We start from the raw sequence: 22,547 nt of genomic DNA, 5'->3' as shown, positions 1-22,547 counted from the left end.
GTAGCTGGCGGAAAACCGCGATAGTGTCGTCATTACGAATTATTTCCGGCACTATATTAAACAGCGAGACTTGTTTTTTAAAAAAACAGGTCTCTTTTTTTGTAAAAGAGGCCAAAAAGGAGGAGACTGTTTTGTCAAAAGAACAAAATAAAGACTTGTTTTACACGCAATCTTCTGAGGAAGTCCTAAAGAATCTGGACTCATCTGTCGAAGGTTTGTCAACTGCTCAAGCTCAAGAACGCTTAGCGACTTATGGTCGTAATGAGTTGGAAGAGGGCGAAAAACGTAGCCTACTAGCTAAATTCCTTGATCAATTTAAGGATTTGATGATTATCATCTTGCTTGCGGCAGCGGCACTTTCTGTCATTACAGAAGGGATGGATGGTTTAACAGATGCCATGATCATCTTGGCCGTTGTTGTCTTGAATGCTGCCTTTGGGGTTTACCAAGAAGGTCAAGCAGAAGCAGCGATTGAAGCACTGAAAAATATGTCTAGCCCAATGGCCCGTGTTCGTCGTGACGGTCATGTCATTGAGATTGACTCAAAAGAATTGGTACCTGGGGACATCGTCTTGCTAGAAGCTGGTGATGTGGTGCCTGCCGATATGCGTTTGCTTGAAGCGGCATCTCTTAAAATTGAAGAAGCTGCTCTTACTGGTGAATCTGTACCAGTTGAAAAAGATATTACTCAAGTGGTAGAAGCAGATGCTGGTATTGGGGACCGCGTTAATATGGGTTACCAAAACTCAAACGTAACTTACGGTCGCGGTATTGGTGTCGTGACTAACACTGGTATGTATACTGAAGTTGGTAAGATTGCGGATATGTTGGCCAATGCCGATGAGACAGAAACACCATTGAAGCAAAGCTTGGAACAATTATCTAAAGCCTTGACTTACTTAATCGTTGTGATTGCGATTATCACTTTCTTGGTTGGTGTCTTCGTCCGTGGGGAACATCCATTAGAAGGTTTGATGGTTGCAGTAGCCCTTGCGGTTGCGGCGATTCCAGAAGGTCTTCCTGCCATTGTAACCATCGTTCTCTCTTTGGGAACAACAACCCTTGCCAAACGTAATTCAATCGTTCGTAAATTACCAGCGGTTGAAACACTTGGTTCAACAGAAATCATCGCATCTGATAAAACAGGTACCTTGACCATGAACCAAATGACGGTTGAAAAAGTCTATACTAATGGTCAATTGCAAAGCTCAGCAGCTGAGATTGCTGCTAGCAACAATACCCTTCGCATCATGAACTTTGCCAATGATACCAAAGTGGACCCATCTGGTAAATTGATTGGTGACCCAACTGAGACAGCCCTTGTACAGTTTGGTTTGGATCACAACTTTGACGTTCGTGAAGTTCTGAAAGATGAGCCACGTGTTGCAGAATTGCCATTTGACTCAGACCGTAAGCTTATGTCTACCATCCATAAAGAAGCAGATGGTTCATACTTTATCGCTGTCAAGGGTGCCCCTGACCAATTGCTCAAACGTGTGACACGTATTGAAGTCAATGGGGAAGTTCGCTCAATCACAGAAGAAGATAAACAAGCTATCCTTGCTAACAACAAAGATTTGGCTAAACAAGCCCTTCGTGTCTTGATGATGGCTTATAAAACTAGCGATGAAATTCCAACCTTGGAATCTGAAATTGTTGAGTCTGACCTCATCTTCTCTGGTTTAGTCGGCATGATTGACCCTGAGCGTCCAGAAGCAGCAGAAGCTGTCCGTGTCGCTAAGGAAGCAGGTATCCGTCCAATCATGATCACGGGTGACCACCAAGATACAGCAGAAGCCATTGCCAAACGTCTCGGTATCATTGATCCAAATGACACCGAAGACCATGTCTTCACGGGTGCTGAGTTGAATGAACTCACTGATGAAGAATTCCAAAAAGTCTTCAAGCAATACTCTGTTTACGCTCGTGTATCACCTGAACACAAGGTTCGTATCGTGAAAGCATGGCAAAAAGAAGGTAAAGTTGTTGCCATGACTGGTGACGGGGTCAACGATGCGCCGTCACTTAAGACTGCTGACATCGGTATCGGTATGGGGATTACAGGTACAGAGGTTTCTAAGGGAGCTTCTGATATGGTCCTTGCAGATGATAACTTTGCAACCATTATCGTAGCGGTAGAAGAAGGACGTAAGGTCTTCTCTAATATTCAAAAATCCATCCAATACCTCTTGTCTGCCAATATGGCTGAGGTCTTCACCATCTTCTTTGCAACCCTCTTTGGTTGGGATGTTCTTCAACCAGTGCATTTGCTCTGGATTAACTTGGTAACGGACACTCTCCCAGCTATCGCTCTTGGTGTGGAACCAGCTGAGCCAGGTGTCATGACCCACAAACCTCGTGGGCGTAAATCTAACTTCTTTGATGGTGGTGTCTTCGGAGCAATCATTTATCAAGGTATCTTCCAAACTATGCTCGTTCTAGGTGTTTATGGTTGGGCTCTTCTCTTCCCAGAGCACCAAAGTCATGCAGAAATCCATGCGGATGCTCTTACTATGGCCTTTGCAACTCTCGGTTTGATCCAATTGCTGCATGCCTTTAACGTTAAGTCAGTTTACCAATCTATCTTTAAAGTGGGACTCTTTACGAACAAGACCTTTAACTGGTCTATCCCAGTTGCCTTTGTCCTCTTTGTGGTGACAATTTTGGTTCCTGGATTTAACAGTCTCTTCCACGTTTCTCATTTGAGCTTGACTCAATGGATGGTGGTCGCTGTAGGAGCACTCATGATTGTGGTTCTTGTTGAGATTGTCAAAGCAGTTCAACGAGCGCTTGGAAAAGATAAAAACGCTATTTAAGCACTATGAAAAGTCATCTTCGGATGGCTTTTTGTTTATATATAAAGATAAACTGAAATAATTTTGTGCTATAATCAAGTAGAATGATATCGTATGGAGGAAAGAGTCTTGGAAAAGAAAATTGTAAAAGATATCTTGTTTTTGTCGCAGGTATCCCAGCCTGCAAGCCAGGAAGATTTACCCCTAGCAAAGGATTTACAAGATACTCTGCAGGTTAATCGAGAGGCCTGTGTTGGACTAGCAGCCAATATGATTGGGGTTCAAAAGCGCGTCATTATTTTTAATATCGGCATGATTCCCATGGTTATGTTTAATCCCGTCCTCAAATCTTTTGAAGGGCCATATGAGACCGAGGAAGGATGTTTGTCTTTGACAGGAGTAAGACCGACAACTCGGTATGAAAAAATTACAGTAAGCTACAGAGATATTCATTGGAAAGAACAGACCATTACCCTGACGGGTTTTCCGGCTCAGATTTGTCAGCATGAACTAGATCATTTAGAAGGTCGTATTATTTAGGCTCAAATCCTTGGTGCTCCTAGAAAAATATGCTACACTAAGACTATGAAAATTCTAATCCCAACTGCAAAAGAAATGAATACAAATGTTCCTAGTTTAGAGGCAAAACCTTTGTCTCCTGAAAGTCAGGCTGTACTAGACGAACTAACTATATATTCTGCTCAAGAACTGGAAAATTTTTATAAAATTTCTGCTGAAAAAGCACAAGAAGAGTATGAACGCATCCAAGCTTTAAAAAAAGGGACTGCAAACTCTTATCCTGCCTTGTACCTCTTTGATGGACTCATGTATCGCAACATCAAACGAGAAAATCTAACCAAGGCGGAGCAAGCCTATCTGGAGAAACACCTCATGATAACGTCAGCTCTTTACGGTGTGATTCCAGCTTTTGCACCGATTGCACCTCACAGACTGGACTTTTTGATGAAGCTTAAAATCGCTGGAAAAAGCCTGAAAAGTCACTGGCAGTCAGCTTATGAAGAGTCGGTGAAGGAGGAAGATTGCATCTTTTCACTCTTGTCTTCAGAGTTTGAAAATGTCTTTCCAAAAGAAATCCGTGAGAAAATGGTGACCTTCAAGTTCATGGAAGATAGAGATGGAAAACTAAAAATCCACTCAACCATTTCTAAAAAAGCCCGAGGGGCTTTCTTAACAGCCTTGATGGAAGGTCAGGTGACTTCGGTAGAAGAAATCAAAAAGCTCAGCTTTGCTGGTTTCCACTATCGAGAAGACCTGTCTACTGGCAAGGAATTGGCTTTTGTGAAATAGATTGAAAATAGCGTCTGTCCTAGGTTGTATCAGGGCAGGCTTTTTTATGATTTGACGCTTCTATTTTTAGTTCAGAATGGTAGGAATTTTCTCACAATTTTGGTATAATAGGGCTATTAGAAAATTTCGAGGAGACAAATATGTCAGTTAAGATTGCTTTACTTGGATTTGGTACAGTAGCCAGTGGTGTGCCATTCTTACTAAAGGAAAATGGAGAAAAAATTGTTCAAGCAGCACATTCAGAAATTGAAGTAGCCAAGGTTTTGGTCAAAGACGATGAAGAGAAAGCACGCTTGCTTGAGGCAGGAAATGATTTTAATTTTGTAACAAATATTGACGAAATTTTGTCAGATAAAGACATCGCGATTGTTGTTGAGTTGATGGGACGTATCGAACCGGCAAAAACATTTATCACTCGTGCCTTAGAAGCAGGGAAACATGTCGTGACAGCCAACAAGGACCTTTTGGCTGTTCATGGTACAGAATTGCTTGAGATTGCCAAAGCTCATAATGTTGCTCTTTATTATGAAGCAGCTGTTGCGGGAGGAATTCCAATCCTTCGTACCTTGGTTAACTCACTAGCATCAGACAAAATCACTCGTGTTCTTGGTGTTGTCAATGGAACATCTAACTTCATGATGACCAAAATGGTAGAAGAAGGCTGGTCTTATGAAAATGCTTTGGCAGAAGCTCAACGACTTGGCTTTGCTGAAAGCGATCCTACAAATGATGTTGATGGGATTGATGCAGCCTACAAGATGGTCATCCTTAGCCAGTTTGCATTTGGGATGAATGTCAAATTTGAAGATGTTGCCCATCAAGGAATCCGCAATATCACTCCAGAAGATGTGGCAGTTGCCCAAGATCTTGGGTACGTGGTTAAATTAGTAGGTTCTATCGAAGAAACACCTTCTGGAATCGCTGCCGAGGTTACTCCAACCTTCCTTCCTAAAGCTCATCCACTCGCAAGTGTTAACGGTGTTATGAATGCGGTCTTTGTGGAATCTATCGGTATCGGCGAGTCTATGTACTATGGACCAGGTGCCGGACAAAAACCAACTGCAACAAGCGTTGTAGCTGATATTGCCCGTATCGTTCGTCGTTTGAATGACGGCACCATTGGCAAAGCCTTTAACGAATACCATCGTGACCTTGTTTTGGCTCAGCCAGAAGATGTCAAAGCCAACTACTATTTCTCAATCCTGGCTCCAGATTCAAAAGGGCAAGTCTTGAAATTGGCAGAGCTCTTTAATGCGGAAGATATTTCCTTCAAGCAAATCCTTCAAGATGGTAAGCAAGAAGGCAAGGCTCGTATTGTCATCATTACCCATAAGATTAACAAGGCACAGCTTGAAAATATTACAGCAGCTTTGAAGGGTGTAGCTGAATTTGAACTTCTCAACACCTTCAAGGTTTTAGGAGACTAAGATGAAGATTATTGTACCTGCTACAAGTGCCAATGTGGGTCCTGGCTTTGACTCTGTTGGTGTAGCTGTAACTAAGTATCTAGAAATTCAGGTTTGTGAGGAACGTGAAGAATGGATGATCGAGCACCAATTAGGCAAATGGATTCCACGTGATGAACGTAATCTTTTGCTGAAGATTGCTTTACAAATTGTTCCAGACCTACAACCAAGACGTCTGAAAATGATTAGTGATATTCCACTTGCGCGTGGACTAGGCTCATCAAGCTCAGTCATCGTTGCAGGGATAGAACTGGCAAATCAATTAGGAAATATTAAATTAAGCGATCACGACAAATTGCAATTGGCGACTAAGATTGAAGGCCATCCTGATAATGTTGCGCCGGCTATCTATGGTAATCTGGTCATTGCCAGCTCAGTCGAAGATCAGGTTTCAGCTGTTGTGGCGCCTTTCCCAGAGTGTGCTTTCCTAGCTTATATTCCAAACTATGAATTGCGAACTCGCGATAGTCGTGGTGTCTTGCCTAAGAAATTATCATACAAGGAAGCTGTTGCAGCAAGTTCAATCGCCAATGTGGCTATCGCAGCTCTACTGACAGGAGATATGGTCAAAGCTGGCCAAGCTATCGAGAGTGACCTTTTCCACGAGCGTTATCGTCAAGATTTGGTGCGAGAATTTGCGACAATTAAAAAAGTTGCTAAGAGAAACGGTGCTTATGCGACCTACTTGTCTGGTGCTGGTCCTACGGTCATGGTTCTAGCTGATCCTGATAAGATGCCGAAGATTAAGGCAGAGCTTGAAAAACAACCGTTCAAAGGCAAGCTTCATGATTTGCAAGTAGACACACAAGGCGTGCGCGTCGAAGAAAAATAAATATAGCGATAGGATGGGGAAACTCTCTATTAGAGGGCTTCCTGTCCTTTTTTTGAAAATGAAACATGGCATATCTAATGTTTCTCGTGTATAGCGACCGATGGACGGTCAAGGAGGTATGAGATGGCAGAAATATATCTAGCAGGTGGTTGTTTTTGGGGCTTAGAGGAATACTTTTCCCGTATTTCTGGAGTGTTGCAAACCAGTGTTGGTTATGCTAATGGTCAGGTAGAAGCTACCAATTATCAATTAATCAAAGAAACAGATCATGCTGAGACTGTGCAAGTTATCTATGATGAAAAGGCAGTCTCACTCCGTGAGATTTTGCTTTATTATTTCCGAGTCATTGATCCATTATCTGTCAACCAACAAGGAAATGACCGTGGTCGTCAGTACCGCACAGGGATTTATTACCTAGATGAAAAGGATTTACCGACTATCTATGCTCTTGTCCAAGAGCAGGAGCGCATGCTCGGTCGCAAGATAGCGGTAGAAGTGGAGAAACTCCGTCACTATATCTTGGCTGAGGACTATCACCAAGACTACCTCAAGAAAAATCCTGGTGGCTATTGCCACATTGATGTGAGGGATGCTGAGAAACCACTGATAGATGCCGCCAACTATGAAAAACCTAGTCAGGCAGTTTTACGAGAGAATTTGTCAGAAGAGTCTTATAGAGTTACTCAAGAAGCTGCGACGGAAGCTCCCTTTAGCAATGCCTACGACCAAACTTTTGAGGAAGGAATTTATGTCGATATCACGACAGGTGAGCCCCTCTTCTTTGCCAAGGATAAGTTTGCCTCAGGATGCGGTTGGCCAAGTTTTAGCCGTCCTATTTCCAAGGAACTCATCCATTACTATCAGGACTTGAGTCACGGTATGGAGCGTATCGAAGTTCGGTCACGTTCGGGTAATGCCCACTTGGGACATGTCTTTACAGACGGACCTCAGGAACTAGGTGGTTTACGCTATTGTATCAATTCTGCCTCTCTACGATTCATTGCTAAGGATGAAATGGAAGAGGCTGGTTATGGCTACCTACTTCCATATTTGAACAAATAAAAAGATGGTGGTTTTTCCACCTTCTTCATTTTGAAAATAGAAGGGACTTATGAAACACTTACTTTCTTACTTAAACCCCTACATCAAGGAGTCTTTTCTAGCACCCTTGTTTAAGCTGCTAGAAGCTGTTTTTGAACTCTTGGTTCCCATGGTAATAGCTGGGATTGTCGACCAATCTATCCCTCACAAAAATCAGGGTCATCTGTGGATGCAAATAGGCCTCCTCTTTGTGTTTGCAGTTATTGGTGTTTTGGTAGCTTTAGTAGCCCAGTTTTACTCAGCCAAGGCAGCTGTCGGATTTACCAAGGAGTTGACCAATGACCTCTATCGTCATATTCTTTCCTTGTCCAAGGATAGTAGAGACCGTTTGACGACTTCGAGTTTGGTGACGCGTTTGACTTCGGATACCTATCAGATTCAAACGGGAATTAATCAATTCTTGCGCTTATTTTTAAGGGCGCCTATTATTGTTTTCGGTGCCATTTTTATGGCTTATCGACTATCGCCTGAATTGACCTTCTGGTTCTTGGTCATGGTTGCCATTTTGACCCTTGTCATTGTCGTTTTGTCACAGTTGGTCAATCCTCTCTACAGTAGTTTGAGAAAGAAAACAGACCAGCTGGTTCAGGAAACACGCCAACAGATACAAGGTATGCGTGTGATTCGTGCTTTTGGTCAAGAAAAACGAGAAATTGAACATTTCCAAGTACTAAACCAAGTCTATACGGCTATCCAAATGAAAACAGGATACTGGTCTAGTCTCTTGACCCCCTTGACCTATTTGATTGTCAACGGAACATTGCTGGTGATTATCTGGAATGGTTATATTTCTATCCAGGGAAGCTGGCTCAGTCAGGGTGCCTTGATTGCTCTGATCAACTATCTCTTACAGATCTTGGTTGAGTTAATTAAACTAGCCATGCTGATTAATTCACTTAACCAGTCATATATATCAGCTAAGCGCATTGAGGAAGTCCTCGCTGAAAAACCTGAAGATATTCATTCTGAACTTCAGGCAGGAAGGGTTTCTGGAAATCAAGTTTTACACATCCAAGACTTGACCTTTACTTATCCAGATGCTGCCCAACCTTCTCTGAGAGATATTTCTTTTGATATGCAACAAGGGCAGATTCTTGGTATTATCGGTGGGACTGGTTCTGGTAAGTCGACCTTGGTTCAGGTCTTACTTGGATTATACCAACCAGATAGTGGTAGGATTGCCCTTTACCAGGCTGGGAATAGTCCTCAAAATCTTGCCCAATGGCGGTCCTGGATAGCCTATGTCCCTCAAAAGGTTGAACTCTTTAAAGGGACTATCCGCTCAAACTTAACTTTGGGTATGGAAGAGACTGTTTCAGACCAAGAACTCTGGCAGGCCTTGGAAATTGCTCAGGCCAAGGACTTTGTCAGCGATAAGGAAGGTCAGCTGGACGCAGAAGTCCAAGCAGGCGGTCGAAATTTCTCAGGTGGGCAAAAGCAACGCTTGTCGATCGCCCGGGCAGTCTTGCATCGAGCACCATTTCTCATTTTGGATGATGCGACTTCAGCCCTTGATACCATTACTGAGTCCAATCTTCTAAAGGCCATTCAGGAGAACTTGCCAAACACCAGCTTGATTTTGATTTCCCAACGAACTTCGACCTTGAAGATTGCAGACCAGATTCTCCTTTTAGAAAAAGGTCAGCAATTAGCACTTGGAAATCATGAGGAATTGATGAAGACAAGTCAGGTCTATCGTGAAATCAATGCATCTCAACATGGAAAGGAGGACTAGAATGAAAGGTAAACATGCAAGTCAAACCCTCAAACGTTTGGCAAAAGATTTAGCAAGTCATCCCATCCTTCTTTTCCTAGCTTTCTTGGGAACCATCGCCCAGGTTGCCTTATCAATCTATCTACCAATCTTGATTGGACAGGTAATTGACCAAGTCCTAGTGACGGGCTCATCTCAGGTATTTTGGCAGATTTTTCTCCAGATGATATTGGTGGTCATAGGAAATACACTAGTTCAATGGGCTAATCCCCTCCTCTATAATCGACTGATTTTCTCCTACACTAAAGATTTGCGAGAGAAAATCATTGAAAAACTCCATCGTTTACCGATTGCCCTTGTAGATAGACAAGGTAGTGGGGAAATGGTCAGTCGAGTAACGACAGATATTGAACAGTTGGCAGCGGGGCTGAACATGATTTTTAACCAATTTTTCATCGGAGTTCTGATGATTTTGGTCAGCATCCTTGCTATGCTTCAAATTCATCTTTTGATGACTCTATTAGTTCTGCTCTTAACACCTCTGTCTATGGTCATTTCACGCTTTATCGCCAAGAGATCCTACCATCTCTTTCAAAAGCAGACAGAGTCTAGGGGTGCTCAAACCCAGCTAATCGAGGAATCACTCACTCAACAAACGATTATCCAGTCTTTCAATGCCCAGGAAGAATTCATCGATAGACTTCATGAGGCAAATGATACTTATGCAGGTTATTCTCAGTCGGCCATCTTTTATTCTTCGACAGTCAATCCTTCAACCCGTTTTGTCAATGCCCTCATTTATGCCCTCCTTGCTGGAGTAGGAGCCTTCCGTATCATGATGGGCTCCACTTTGACAGTTGGACGTTTAGTGACCTTTTTAAACTATGTGCAGCAGTACACTAAGCCTTTTAATGATATTTCATCGGTCTTAGCCGAGTTGCAGAGTGCATTGGCTTGTGCAGAACGTGTTTATACTGTTTTAGAAAGCCCTGAGATTACAGAAACTGGCCTTAAAGAATTGAACAGTGACCAAGTCAAGGGAGCTATCTCCTTTAAGCGTGTCTCCTTTGGTTACAATCCTGAAAAGATACTGATTAAGGACTTATCTATTGATATCCCAGCTGGTAGTAAGGTTGCTATCGTAGGACCAACGGGTGCTGGGAAATCCACCCTCATCAATCTCCTCATGCGTTTTTATCCGATTAACTCTGGAGATATTTTGCTAGATGGTCATTCGATTTATGACTATACCCGATCATCATTGAGACAGCAGTTTGGGATGGTTCTTCAAGAAACTTGGCTCAAGCAAGGAAGCATTCATGACAATATTGCTTTTGGAAATCCTGGAGCAAGTCGAGAGCAGGTCATTGTGGCAGCCAAGGCGGCTAATGCGGACTTCTTTATCCAGCAGTTGTCACAGGGTTATGATACCAAGCTTGAAAATGCAGGGGAATCTTTGTCTGTCGGTCAGGCTCAGCTCTTAACTATTGCCCGTGTCTTTCTAGCCATCCCTAAGATTCTTATCTTAGATGAGGCGACTTCATCCATCGATACCCGTACAGAGGTCTTGGTTCAGGATGCCTTTGCCAAACTCATGAAGGGGCGGACAAGCTTTATCATCGCCCATCGTTTGTCTACCATTCAAGATGCTGATTTGATTCTTGTCTTGGTGGATGGAGATATTGTCGAGTATGGCAATCATCAGGAACTCATGGCTAGAAAAGGCAAATACTATCAAATGCAAAAAGCAGCAGCTTTTAGCTCAGAATAGACTTTACCTAGTTTCTTAAGCAAATACAGAATAAAAGTTGCCTTCGGGTGACTTTTTTGTTACAATAGCTAGAAAAATTATCTAGTATGAAAGCTAATTTAGAAAAGGAGCCTATTGATGAAAGTCTTTCAGCATGTAAATATCGTGACTTGTGACCAAGATTTCCATGTCTACCTGGATGGTATCTTAGCTCTTGAAAATTCTCAAATCGTCTATGTCGGTCAGGAAAATCAAGAAATTCTCAAGCAAGCAGATCAAATCATAGACTATCAGGGTGCTTGGATTATGCCTGGTTTGGTTAACTGCCATACCCACTCTGCCATGACAGGCTTGAGGGGGATTCGTGATGATAGCAATCTCCACGAATGGCTAGAAGACTATATCTGGCCAGCAGAAGCAGAATTTACACCAGAGATGACTACAAAAGCCGTCAAAGAGGCGCTAACAGAGATGCTCCAGTCAGGAACGACAACATTCAATGATATGTACAATCCGAATGGAGTAGAGATAGAGAAGATTTATGAAGCAGTCAAGGCATCCAAGATGCGTTGCTATTTTTCTCCAACTCTCTTTTTTTCAGACATGGAGACCACAGATGAGACTATAGCAAAAACTCGTGCTGTCATCGGGACAATCAAAGGCTATCAGGATCCCAATTTCAAGGTTATGGTGGCTCCTCATTCGCCCTACAGTTGTAGTCGAGAATTGTTAGAGGCTAGTTTGAACCTAGCAAAAGAAGAAGATATTCCACTTCATATTCATGTGGCAGAAACAAAAGAAGAGTCAGGCATTATCCTGAAACGTTATGGCAAACGTCCAATAGCCTTTCTAGATGAACTTGGCTATTTAGATCATCAGGCTGTATTTGCCCACGGTGTGGAGTTAAATGAAGCAGAGATTGCCCGCTTAGCAGATTCGCAAGTCGCTATCGCCCACAATCCTATCAGTAACCTCAAACTAGCTTCTGGGATTGCACCTGTCGTTCAACTTCAACAGGCAGGTGTGCCAGTTGGTATCGCGACGGACTCAGTTGCTTCTAACAATAATCTCGATATGTTTGAGGAAGGACGCACGGCGGCCCTTTTACAGAAAATGAAGAGCGGTGATGCCAGTCAATTTCCTATTGAAACTGCTCTCAAGGCACTGACGATTGAAGGAGCTAAGGTGTTGGGAATGGAAGATGAGATTGGTAGCCTAGAAGTCGGCAAGCAAGCAGATTTTCTCGTTATCCAACCCCAAGGAAAAATCCATCTCCAACCTCAAGAAAACATGCTGTCTCACCTCGTTTATGCTGTTAAATCCAGTGATGTTGATGACGTCTACATTGCAGGTGAGCAAGTCGTGAGAGCTAGGAAGGTACTAACAGTAGATTTGTAAGTGATGCTCTTTCTAATTTTTTTAAAGCTAGGTCGATGTCGTCCTGACCTCATTTGCTCTAACAAGCTTATTGAGTGAGTATTTATTGTCCGTAATGCCGTTGGATGCATAGAAAAAGAAGACCTTGTGAGTCTTCTTTTTGTTTAATTTGAACATTTTTGAGAGGGACCTCTATCCTCTTTTAATCTTAGAACGAACTAAGTCAAGCGCATAATGAAGTGTTTTATCTTTGATAATAAAGAGGGTAATGGCGTAATAGATGCCACAAGCTGCGATTGTAGAAAGAACCATGCTAATCATCTTCATCGTAACTTCATAGCTATGAACTTGGAAGAGGGTTTTAAAAACATAATAAATTGGGATGAAACCAAGTGATACGATTGTGTAGCGAGCCAGAGTTGTAAAAATCTCTTTCAAATCCAATAGTTTGTGCTTCTGAATAAAGCGAATTTCTAGCAGAACTACGATTGATTCAGCTATAATGGTTGTCCCAATGTAGTATTCAGGACTAAAGATATTATTGAAAAGGAGTAGTGAATTTAGGACTACATTGACACCGCCACCGATAAAGTAAAAGGCAGTCAAACGATTTTCATGGTCATTAATAAAGATAATCTGTTTTCCAAGGATTAATTCGATAGCCCAGATAATGGTACGAAAGGCAAAGATACTCGTTACGATTCCTGCTTCTAGATATTTCTCAGAAGAGTAGATAACTGTAGCATAGGTTCCTAAAACCATAATACCAATACTGGTAGGGACCATGAGGAAGTAAAAGAGGGATGCGCCCTGATTGACCAAATTTTTATAAGAAGTAAAATCTTTTTTTCCTAGATAATAACCAAGTCGTGGGATGCTGACGTTGATAGCTCCACTGAGGACACTAGCAATCAGCATAACGATACTGGAGGCAATGGTGTAGTAGGAGATAAAATTCTCATCAGGTCCTTTAGTGATGAACATACGGTCTAGCAAGGTATAGAGCATATTAGCATTTGCTAGAAGAAGCATGGTTAAGAGAGGTTTAGATGACTTGAGAAGTTCGATGAACTCAATTTTGACAAAGGAGACCTCTCGTTTAATCCATAGGAAGCTAAGTAGATAGTTGATAATGGTTGTCGCACTCATGATTGTGGCATAAGGAACAATATCATCAGGTGTCTTAACGAAAGCGAAGATAGCGACCAACATTCCAATACGAATCACGAGTGTTTTATAAAGGATAAAAGAATAGTTCTCATAGGCTTCGTTCATCCACTCGATATTCAGAAATTGGAAGAGGGCTTGGATACCAAGGATATAGTAAAGGATTTTTAGATTGACAATACTGGTATCAAAGTGAATAAAGAGGAAATAGATAGCTGTTGTCAGAATTGAAGTAATCAGGGAAATATAGAATAACTTAGAAAAGACATAATTGATCTTATTCTTATCATCCTTAACCTTACTGATAGCTCGAATCCCATAATTGTAAATCCCAAAGGCAGCGAGTGGAATGACAAAGCTTGCCCAGGTGTTGGCAGTGTTGAAGTAACCGTAATTCGATTTGCTAAGAATCCGTGTTAGATAGGGATTAGTAATCAAAGGAAAAACGATATTCAAGATATTGACCAGCAAGCTGGCCAAAGCGTTAACTTTTATATTTTTCATGAAAACTTTCTTTCTTATATTCTAAAATAGATACTAGTATTATATCATATTCCAACGCCATTTTTTTTGATAAAATTTTTGAAATCTTGTATAATAGATAGAACTGAAAGTATGAGGTTACGAACTATGAAAATGAAACAAATCAGTGATACGACTTTAAAAATCACCATGTCTTTAGAAGATTTGATGGATCGTGGAATGGAAATCGCAGACTTTCTCGTTCCACAAGAGAAAACAGAAGAATTTTTCTACGCAATCTTGGATGAGCTAGAGATGCCAGATAGTTTCTTGGATACAGGCATGCTTAGCTTCCGAGTAACACCTAAGCCAGACAAGGTTGATGTTTTTGTGACCAAATCTAAGATCGACCAGAATTTGGACTTTGACGATTTGGCAGATCTTCCTGATATGGATGAGTTGGCTAAAATGTCTCCAGATGAGTTTTTAAAAACCTTGGAGAAAACCATGGCAGAAAAAACTAAAGATGATATTGAAGCCATTCAATCTTTAGAGCAGGTTGAAAAGGAAGAAGAAGCAGCGCTTGATGAAGCCCTCGAAGTAGAAGAAGGAAAAAGAGAGCCTTATATCTACTACATCTTACGTTTTGACGATTTATCTAGTTTGGTTTCTTTTGCCAAAACGGTTGACTACCAAATGGAAACTTCAGAACTCTATAAGATGAATGACCAGTACTATCTGACAGTCTTAGTTGATGTAGAAGATCAACCTAGCCTTTATCCAGCTTGGTTGTTGGCACGTATGCGCGAATTTGCGGATGATAGTGATATCAGTCGTTCTGTCCTACAAGAATATGGGCAACTACTCATCAATCATGATGCTGTTCAAGGACTCCAAAAAGTTTAATCTATAAAAAACAGAGAAGCTACCCTTCTCTGTTTTTGTAAAATCTAGTTTTTAAAATTTTGGATTCAGTTTGTATCCAAAAAACTGTCATATTATAATTTGAGGATAAAATTAAAGTTTTAGCATCATTTCATGAAAATTTTCTGAATCATCATCTAAAGCTACAAGGAAGAAAAAGTGCCTAAAAAATAAGCAAAGTAGTAGCTTTAATAAAAGAAATGGGGTAGAATGGTAGAAGTTGCTTTTCGGTCGTTTATAATCGAATTGACTGACAAATCTTTTAGGTGTAAATGTTGTTACATCAACGATTTTACTAAACTATTATATTTTTTTTGTTTTCAAAGTATAATTTTATCTTATATTTGAAACTAGATGAATTTGAATCAGTTTTTAAAAAGAGCCCTCATATAGTTTTTGAATCCTAGCAAATGGTATTCCTATGCCTTCTAATCTTGCTAAAATTGATGAAAAACGATATGATAGAATGAAAAAAAAGCGAGGTGAAATATGGACCAAAGACGGATTCAAACAGAAACACAGCAGATACTTGAAGATGTATTAGACAAGGCTTCTTTACAGGAGGGAGCACTATTTGTCTTGGGTTTGTCTTCGAGTGAAGTGCTGGGAGGACACATCGGAAAAGATTCGAGTCAGGAAATCGGTGAACTTATTGTCAAGACTATGTTGGAACTGTTGACGGCTAAGGGAATTCACCTGGCTGTTCAAGGTTGTGAACATGTCAATCGGGCTTTAGTTGTTGAACGAGAAGTAGCTATAAAACATCAGTTGGAGATTGTGAGTGTACTCCCGACCTTACATGCAGGAGGTTCTGGTCAATTGGCCGCCTTCCGCTATATGAAGGATCCCGTGGAGGTCGAATTTATCAGGGCAGATGCTGGTCTAGACATTGGTGATACAGCTATCGGTATGCATATCAAACATGTTCAGGTACCCATTCGACCAGTCTTAAGAGAGATTGGTCAGGCTCATGTAACGGCACTTGCTAGTCGACCAAAACTCATTGGAGGGGCGCGTGCTCAATATCCAATAGATCATCTTAGGAAGATATAAAATGAATACTAGAAAAATGCAGTTTGAGAGAGTCATTAAATACTCTATTCGGAAGTTCTCGGTTGGTGTCGGTTCTGCGGTTATCGGGACATTTCTTTTGGGGGCAAATAACTTTTTAGTTGAAACTGTTTCAGCTAACGAAGTGGCAACACCCAACCAAGTTCATTACCGTTATTTGGCTGAACAAGAATTGACAGAAGCAGAAAAAGCTTTGATCCATCACGAACTCCCTTCGGATTTAAAACAAGATGATGTTGTCTATCTTGTTTACAGAAAGAAGGAAGTGAATTCTCAACAATTACCGAACACTGGAAGCAAGGAGTTAGCACTGGCAACTCTTGGATTTGCAACAGCGTCTATGGTTGTTGTGGTGATGTCTAAAAAACACCGTAATAAAATGCTTGGCCTTCTCTTTATTGGAGCTCTAGGTGGTAGTTACTTTATCCCTCAGTCAGCTCAAGCCTTTGAGAATAAAATCTTAGTGTCCTACAATCAAACGATTGCAGCAAGTAGTCAAGAGGACTTGGCAAAAGGTGTCATTCAAATCGAAGGATACGAATATGTCGGTTACTTTAAAGCATCTGACTTCCAAGACCAACCGGAGCAAATGATGACTGCTAAGGGAACTCAAGAAGCAGGCCACGAAGGCGAATCTTTGGTTCAACCAGAGTTGCCAGCCTACACCGGCGAGCTTACAGCCAAAGGCACGCAAGAAGAAGGCCACGAAGGCGAATCCCTAGTTCAACCAGAATCTCCAGCTTATACAGGCGAGATTAGTGCCAAAGGCACCCAAGAAGCAGGCCACGAAGGTGAATCTTTGGTTCAACCAGAATCCCCAGCTTACACAGGTGAGATTACAGCCAAAGGCACCCAAGAAGAGGGTCACCAAGGTGAGTCTCTAGTTCAACCAGAATTGCCAGCCTACACCGGCGAGCTTACAGCCAAAGGTACTCAAGAAGAAGGCCACGAAGGCGAATCCCTGGTTCAACCAGAATTGCCAGCCTACACCGGTGATCTTACAGCTAAAGGCACCCAAGAAGAGGGTCACCAAGGTGAATCTCTAGTTCAACCAGAATCCCCAGCTTATACAGGCGAGATTAGTGCCAAAGGCACCCAAGAAGAAGGCCACGAAGGTGAATCTTGTTCAACCAGAGTTGCCAGCTACACGGGAGTTACAGCAAAGGCACGCAAGAAGAAGGCCACGAAGGCGAATCTTTGGTTCAACCAGAGTTGCCAGCTTACACCGGCGAGATTACAGCTAAAGGCACGCAAGAAGAAGGCCACGAGGGTGAATCCCTAGTTCAGCCAGAATTACCAGAGTATAAAGTAGCTGAAGCAACTATCACGGAAACTGAAACTGTAGAAGTTCCATATACAAAGGAGTATGTAGCTGATGATACTCGTTACACTGATGAAGAAACAGTGATTCAAAACGGTCAAGCAGGAAGTCAGCTAATTCACCGCGTTTATAAAACTGTTAATGGTCAAAAAGTTGGGGACCCAATCAGCACAAGTACAGAAACTGTTAAGGCTCCAGTAAACGAAAAAATTAGTCGTGGTACCAAGGCTATTGAAGGTCAAGTTGAAGAAGTTTCATTTGAAGAAATTCCTTTCGAGACAAGAACAGAAGTAGACAGCACTCTTCCGAAGGGAACAGAAGTTGTTGCTCAAGCTGGTCAAAACGGTAAGAAAAAGATTACCAAAGTCTATAAGACTCTTAAGGGCGTGAAAACCGCAGATGCTCCAACGATTTCAGAGGAAGTTGTTGAAGCAGTTCAAGATCGTATCATTAAGAAAGGTGATCAAATCCTGACTGAGCCAACGTTGACTCTCACTCATATAGACAAAGAAGAATTAGAGCGTAGTGCTAAGGTTCGTTACCAATTGGTCAAACCAACAGGTGTAACCATTAAATCTCTTGAAGTTGTCTTGAAAGACGGGGACACTAGCCTTCAAACAGTCAACATGTCTGAGGGAGATTTGACCGCTAATCTTACAAACTTGAAGTATTACAAGGACTACAAGATTGCGACCAAAATGGTTTACGATCGTGGAAATGGGAATGAAGAAGTAGTTCTCACGGAAGAACCACTAAGACTCGACCTCAAAAAAGTCGAAGTCAAAAACATTAAGGAAACAAGCCTTATCAGTGTTGATGACCAAGGTGTAGAAACTGATAATAGTCTCTTGTCAGCAAAACCATCAGATGTTAAACCTTATTACTTGAAAGTGACTACTCATGATAACAAGGTGACAAAACTTGCTGTTGATAAGATTGAAGAAGTCACAGTTGATGGTAAAGCATTGTTCAAAGTGACTGCTAAAGCACCAGACCTAGTCCAACGTAATGCAGATAATCAGTTTGCAGAGGAATATGTCCATTACTTTGCTAAACCAAAAGCCCATGAAGGTGATGTTTATTACGATTTCAATGACCTTGTAAAAGCAATGCAGGCCAATCCTACTGGTACCTTTAAGCTTGGTAGCAGTATGAATGCAAGTAACGTACAACCAGCTGGCAAGTCTTATGTAACCAATGCCTTCAAGGGAACATTGGAAAGTACAGAAGGTAATAAATTTGCCATCCATAACATTACGAGACCATTGTTTGGTAACATCGAAGGTGGTACTGTTAAGAATCTCTTGCTTGAAAATGTCAACATTGACATGCCTGGATTTGATCGAGTAGCACCAATCGCAAATGTTATCAAAAATAATGCGACTGTCGAAAATGTTAAAGTAACAGGTAATGTTATCGGGGGCAACGATGTAGCTGGTATTATCAATAAAATTGATGGTAGTGGTAAGGTAAGTAATGTTGCCTTTATCGGTAAGATTCACGCTGCTGGAAATAAAGGTTGGTACTTAGCAGGTGTTCTAGGTGAAAACTGGAAAGGTATCGTAGAAAAAGCCTACGTTGATGCTGAAATTACTGGGAATAAGGCAAAAGCTGCAGGATTAGTTTATTCTTCTCAAAATGGTGGAGATAACAATACACTAGGAAGAGAAGGTGTTCTCAGAAATTCAGTTGCTAAAGGTTCTATCGAGCTGAAAGAAGCTGTTCAATCTGGTGGCTTGCTGGGTACCAACTGGGCCTTGGGTGCTATTGAAGACAACATCACTATGATGAAAGTCAAAACAGGTGAGATGGTCTTTGGTCACTCTGATATTGACGCCGATGATTACTTCACGTATTCAAGAACAAAACGTAACTTTAGTGTTGAGGGAGTAAGTGAGGGTAATAAATCTTATAAGAATTCTCGCAAGATTCCTAGCATCTCACAAGAAGAAGCTGACAAGAAAATTGAAGCAATGGGAATCACTGCTGATAAATTTGAAAGCACCAAACCTGTTGAAGACAAACTCAATAACATTGTCAACAAAGCTGATCAATACAAAACAATCGATGGTTACGACGCTTCTCGTGAACTTGCCTACCGTAATATCGAAAAATTGCAACCATTCTACAATAAAGAGTGGATTGTTAACCAAGGAAACAAACTTGCTGCTGGTAGTCCTCTCTTGACCAAGGAAGTCTTGTCTGTTACTGCCATGAAGGGCAATGCCTTTGTGACAGAATTGGCTGATGCTGACCATATTATGGTTCATTATGGTGATAAGACTAAAGACATCTTTACTGTTTCACCGAAAGACTCTAAGGTCAAACAAGTCAAAGAGTACAGCATTGCTGAACTTGGAGAAGTTGTTTACACTCCGAACATGGTTGACAAAGATCGCAGCGATCTTATCAATGCTATTGTTGAAAAATTAAGCCCAGTAGAATTGCAATCAGATCCTATCTACACACACCTAGGTAGAACAGGACCAAATAAAGTTAACGCTATAAAAGATCTTTACCTAGAAGAAAGCTTCAAAGAAGTCAAGGATAATCTGGCTAAATTTGTGAAACAGTTGCTTGAAAATGAAGACCATCAATTAAACACAGATGAAGCTGCAAAACGTGCCTTGATCAAGAAGATTGATGACAATAAAGCTGCTGTTCTTCTTGGTTTGTCTTACCTCAATCGTTACTACGGAGTTAAGTTTGATAACTTCAATATCAAGCAACTCATGTTGTTCAAACCAGACTTCTATGGTAAAAATGTCAATGTGTTAGACTTCTTGATTAAGATTGGTTCTAAAGAAAATAACATTAAAGGTGATAGAACTTTAGAAGCTTATCGCGAAACTATCGGTGGAGTTATCGGTATAGGCGAGTTAAACAGTTTCTTAGACTATAATATGCGTCTATTCACAGAAGACAAAGATCTAAATGATTGGTTCATTAAAGCAACCAAAGACAATGTTTATATCGTTGAACCAGCAACAACAACTCCTGAGTTTGCGGATAAGAAACACAGAGCCTATGAAGGATTAAACAACGATATGCACGGTAAGATGATCTTGCCACTCTTGAACTTGAAAGATGCTCATATGTTCTTGATTTCAACTTACAATACAATGGCTTATAGTTCATTTGAGAAATATGGTAAGTATACTGAAGCAGAACGTAATGCTTTCAAAGCTGAAATTGATAAGGTTGCAAAAGGGCAACAGAATTATCTAGACTTCTGGTCACGACTAGCAACTGACAAGGTTCGTAATCAACTCTTGAAGAGCAACAACATGGTTCCAACACCTGTTTTAGACAACCAAAACTATAAAGATATTAGTACTGATAAATACGGTCACACTAATAGTGGTAAAGATGTTGCTCCTATTCGTGAATTATACGGACCTACAGGACGTTACCATGCAACAGACTGGCGTATGGGAGCGGTAGCTCGTGTTTATGCCAATCCATATAAAGATGACTCTGTCTTCTTTATGGTGACGGACATGATTAGTGATTTTGGAGTTTCTGCCTTTACTCACGAAACGACTCACGTCAATGACCGAATGGTTTATCTAGGTGGCTCAAGACACCGTGAAGGAACTGACCTTGAAGCATTTGCACAAGGAATGTTGCAAACTCCATCCGTATCAAATCCAAACGGTGAATACAAAGCCCTAGGTCTCAATATGGCTTATGAACGTCCAAATGATGGAAATCAATGGTATAACACCAATCCAAATGATCTGAAGTCTCGTGACGAAATTGATCGTTACATGAAGGGCTACAATGACACCCTCATGCTTCTGGATTATCTGGAAGGAGAGGCTGTTCTCGATAAGGCAAATCAAGATTTGAATAATGCTTGGTTCAAGAAGGTTGATAAGCAATACCGAGGAAATAACACCAAGAACCAATTCGATAAGGTTAGACCTTTAAGTGATGAGGAAAAAGCTATTCCTTTACGTACAGTAGATGACTTAGTAACCAATAACTTTATGACTAACCGTGGTCCAGGTAACAGAGTTTATAATCCTACTGACTTTGATTCTGCTTATGTGAACGTTCCAATGATGTCTGGTATCTATGGTGGTAACACAAGTGAAGGTGCTCCTGGAGCGATGTCATTTAAACACAATACTTTCAGAATCTGGGGTTACTATGGCTACGAAAAAGGATTCTTAAACTATGCATCTAATATTCTAAAAGCTGAATCTAAGAAAGCTGGTAAAGAGACTCTAGGTGATGACTTCATCATTAACAAGATTTCTGAAGGAAAATTCAACAATCTTGAAGATTGGAAGAAAGCTTATTTCAAAGAAGTTGTGACAAGTGCCAAAAATGGAATTCAATCTATTGAAATTGATGGTAAAACATACAATAGCTATGAAGACTTGAAACGCGCATTTGCTGAAGCAGTTGATAAAGATAAGGCTACTCTAAGTAACGGATCTGTTAAATTTGACAATACCGTATCACTTAAAGAAAAAGTCTTCAAGAAACTTCTTCAACAAACAGATAGCTTTAAAACTTCAATCTTTAAATAATCCAAAGCTCTCATCTGCTTAGCAGGTGGGAGTTTTTGTAATCAAGAAGATTATTGATTTTCCAAACAGATTCTAAGTATTTTTAGTAAGGTAGGTATATAATAGAACTATAAAGTGAATATCTATATTCATATAACAAAAAAGAAGGTGATGAAAATGAAAAAATGGCAAGCAACTGTATTGGTCTGCGCTAGTCTGGTTTGTCTATCGGCTTGTAATAATCAGATGGAGAGCCAAGCTGATAAACAAAATGGAGACAAACAAGCGCAAGTTAGCTCTCAGGTAGCAAAAAACGGAGAAGCAGTTACAGACTTTGAACTCACGGGAGTTGATGGGAAAACCTATCATCTATCTGATTATAAGGGTAAAAAGGTCTATCTCAAATTTTGGGCATCTTGGTGCTCTATTTGTCTAGCCAGCCTCCCTGATACCGATGAGCTGGCTAAAGAAGAAAGCGATGACTATGTTGTTTTGACAGTCGTTTCTCCTGGTCAAAAAGGCGAGCAAGCAGAAGAAGCCTTCAAAAAATGGTATCAAGGATTGGACTATAAAAATCTTCCTGTCCTTCTAGATCCTTCGGGACAACTTTTAGCGAGTTACGGAGTTCGTTCTTATCCGACTCAGGCTTTTATCGATAAAGAAGGCAAACTAGTCAAGACCCAGCCAGGTTTTATGGACAAGGAAACTATTTTACAGACGCTAAAAAGCATAGATTAGA

General features: G+C 41.0%; 13 protein-coding genes and 1 pseudogene. 13 read left to right on the top strand and 1 reads right to left on the bottom strand.

Annotation, left to right across the window (positions count from 1 at the left end):
- Positions 1 to 131 precede the first annotated feature (131 nt).
- The 9 genes from HMPREF1116_RS05450 (at position 132) to HMPREF1116_RS05410 (ending at position 12,364) form a co-directional block, all read left to right on the top strand.
- Positions 132 to 2,816, top strand: coding sequence for a cation-translocating P-type ATPase (locus tag HMPREF1116_RS05450; protein ID WP_000032480.1), 2,685 nt, complete (start codon positions 132 to 134; stop codon positions 2,814 to 2,816).
- Positions 2,817 to 2,924: 108 nt separating this feature from the next.
- On the top strand, positions 2,925 to 3,335 hold the full coding sequence (locus HMPREF1116_RS05445) for a peptide deformylase (RefSeq protein ID WP_025171256.1): 411 nt from the start codon (positions 2,925 to 2,927) through the stop codon (positions 3,333 to 3,335).
- A 45-nt stretch (positions 3,336 to 3,380) separates the two neighbouring features.
- Positions 3,381 to 4,103 carry a peroxide stress protein YaaA gene (gene yaaA / locus HMPREF1116_RS05440; RefSeq protein WP_000697805.1) on the top strand — a complete coding sequence of 241 codons (723 nt, stop codon included), beginning with the start codon at positions 3,381 to 3,383 and terminating at the stop codon, positions 4,101 to 4,103.
- A 140-nt stretch (positions 4,104 to 4,243) separates the two neighbouring features.
- The gene (locus HMPREF1116_RS05435) at positions 4,244 to 5,530 is read left to right on the top strand and encodes a homoserine dehydrogenase (RefSeq protein ID WP_000111623.1); all 1,287 of its coding nucleotides are present in this window, start codon (positions 4,244 to 4,246) and stop codon (positions 5,528 to 5,530) included.
- 1 nt (position 5,531) lies between these two features.
- The gene (gene thrB / locus HMPREF1116_RS05430; protein ID WP_000692446.1) at positions 5,532 to 6,401 is read left to right on the top strand and encodes a homoserine kinase; all 870 of its coding nucleotides are present in this window, start codon (positions 5,532 to 5,534) and stop codon (positions 6,399 to 6,401) included.
- 123 nt (positions 6,402 to 6,524) lie between these two features.
- Positions 6,525 to 7,463 (top strand): peptide-methionine (R)-S-oxide reductase MsrB, encoded by a 939-nt coding sequence (gene msrB, locus HMPREF1116_RS05425; protein WP_000818209.1) that lies wholly within the window; start codon positions 6,525 to 6,527, stop codon positions 7,461 to 7,463.
- 49 nt (positions 7,464 to 7,512) lie between these two features.
- On the top strand, positions 7,513 to 9,237 hold the full coding sequence (locus HMPREF1116_RS05420; RefSeq protein WP_000681740.1) for an ABC transporter ATP-binding protein: 1,725 nt from the start codon (positions 7,513 to 7,515) through the stop codon (positions 9,235 to 9,237).
- A gap of 1 nt (position 9,238) precedes the next feature.
- Positions 9,239 to 10,987, top strand: a complete 1,749-nt coding sequence (locus tag HMPREF1116_RS05415; RefSeq protein WP_000676588.1) for an ABC transporter ATP-binding protein — start codon at positions 9,239 to 9,241, stop codon at positions 10,985 to 10,987.
- Between the two features lie 117 nt (positions 10,988 to 11,104).
- Positions 11,105 to 12,364 (top strand): TRZ/ATZ family protein, encoded by a 1,260-nt coding sequence (locus tag HMPREF1116_RS05410; protein WP_000862483.1) that lies wholly within the window; start codon positions 11,105 to 11,107, stop codon positions 12,362 to 12,364.
- A gap of 171 nt (positions 12,365 to 12,535) precedes the next feature.
- Here the strand turns inward: HMPREF1116_RS05410 and HMPREF1116_RS05405 are convergent, their stop codons facing one another.
- Positions 12,536 to 14,014, bottom strand: a complete 1,479-nt coding sequence (locus HMPREF1116_RS05405) for an oligosaccharide flippase family protein (protein ID WP_000789695.1) — start codon at positions 14,012 to 14,014, stop codon at positions 12,536 to 12,538.
- 126 nt (positions 14,015 to 14,140) lie between these two features.
- Here HMPREF1116_RS05405 and mecA point away from each other — a divergent pair, with 126 nt between their 5' ends.
- The 4 genes and pseudogenes from mecA to HMPREF1116_RS05385 all read left to right on the top strand — a co-directional run bounded on the left by mecA (position 14,141) and on the right by HMPREF1116_RS05385 (position 22,546).
- Entirely contained in the window at positions 14,141 to 14,878 is a 738-nt protein-coding gene (gene mecA, locus HMPREF1116_RS05400; RefSeq protein ID WP_000782671.1) for an adaptor protein MecA, read from the top strand.
- Between the two features lie 507 nt (positions 14,879 to 15,385).
- Positions 15,386 to 15,949 (top strand): TIGR01440 family protein, encoded by a 564-nt coding sequence (locus HMPREF1116_RS05395; protein WP_000372788.1) that lies wholly within the window; start codon positions 15,386 to 15,388, stop codon positions 15,947 to 15,949.
- Between the two features lies 1 nt (position 15,950).
- Positions 15,951 to 21,829: pseudogene (locus HMPREF1116_RS05390) on the top strand (ZmpA/ZmpB/ZmpC family metallo-endopeptidase).
- 156 nt (positions 21,830 to 21,985) lie between these two features.
- Positions 21,986 to 22,546, top strand: a complete 561-nt coding sequence (locus HMPREF1116_RS05385; RefSeq protein WP_000759224.1) for a redoxin family protein — start codon at positions 21,986 to 21,988, stop codon at positions 22,544 to 22,546.
- The last annotated feature ends 1 nt before the right edge of the window (position 22,547 follow it).

Origin of the sequence: Streptococcus sp. SK140 (assembly GCF_000259525.1) — a bacterium.
GTDB lineage: Bacteria > Bacillota > Bacilli > Lactobacillales > Streptococcaceae > Streptococcus.
Note: the sequence above shows the minus strand (reverse complement) of the source record. Positions and strands in the feature narration are given on the sequence as shown.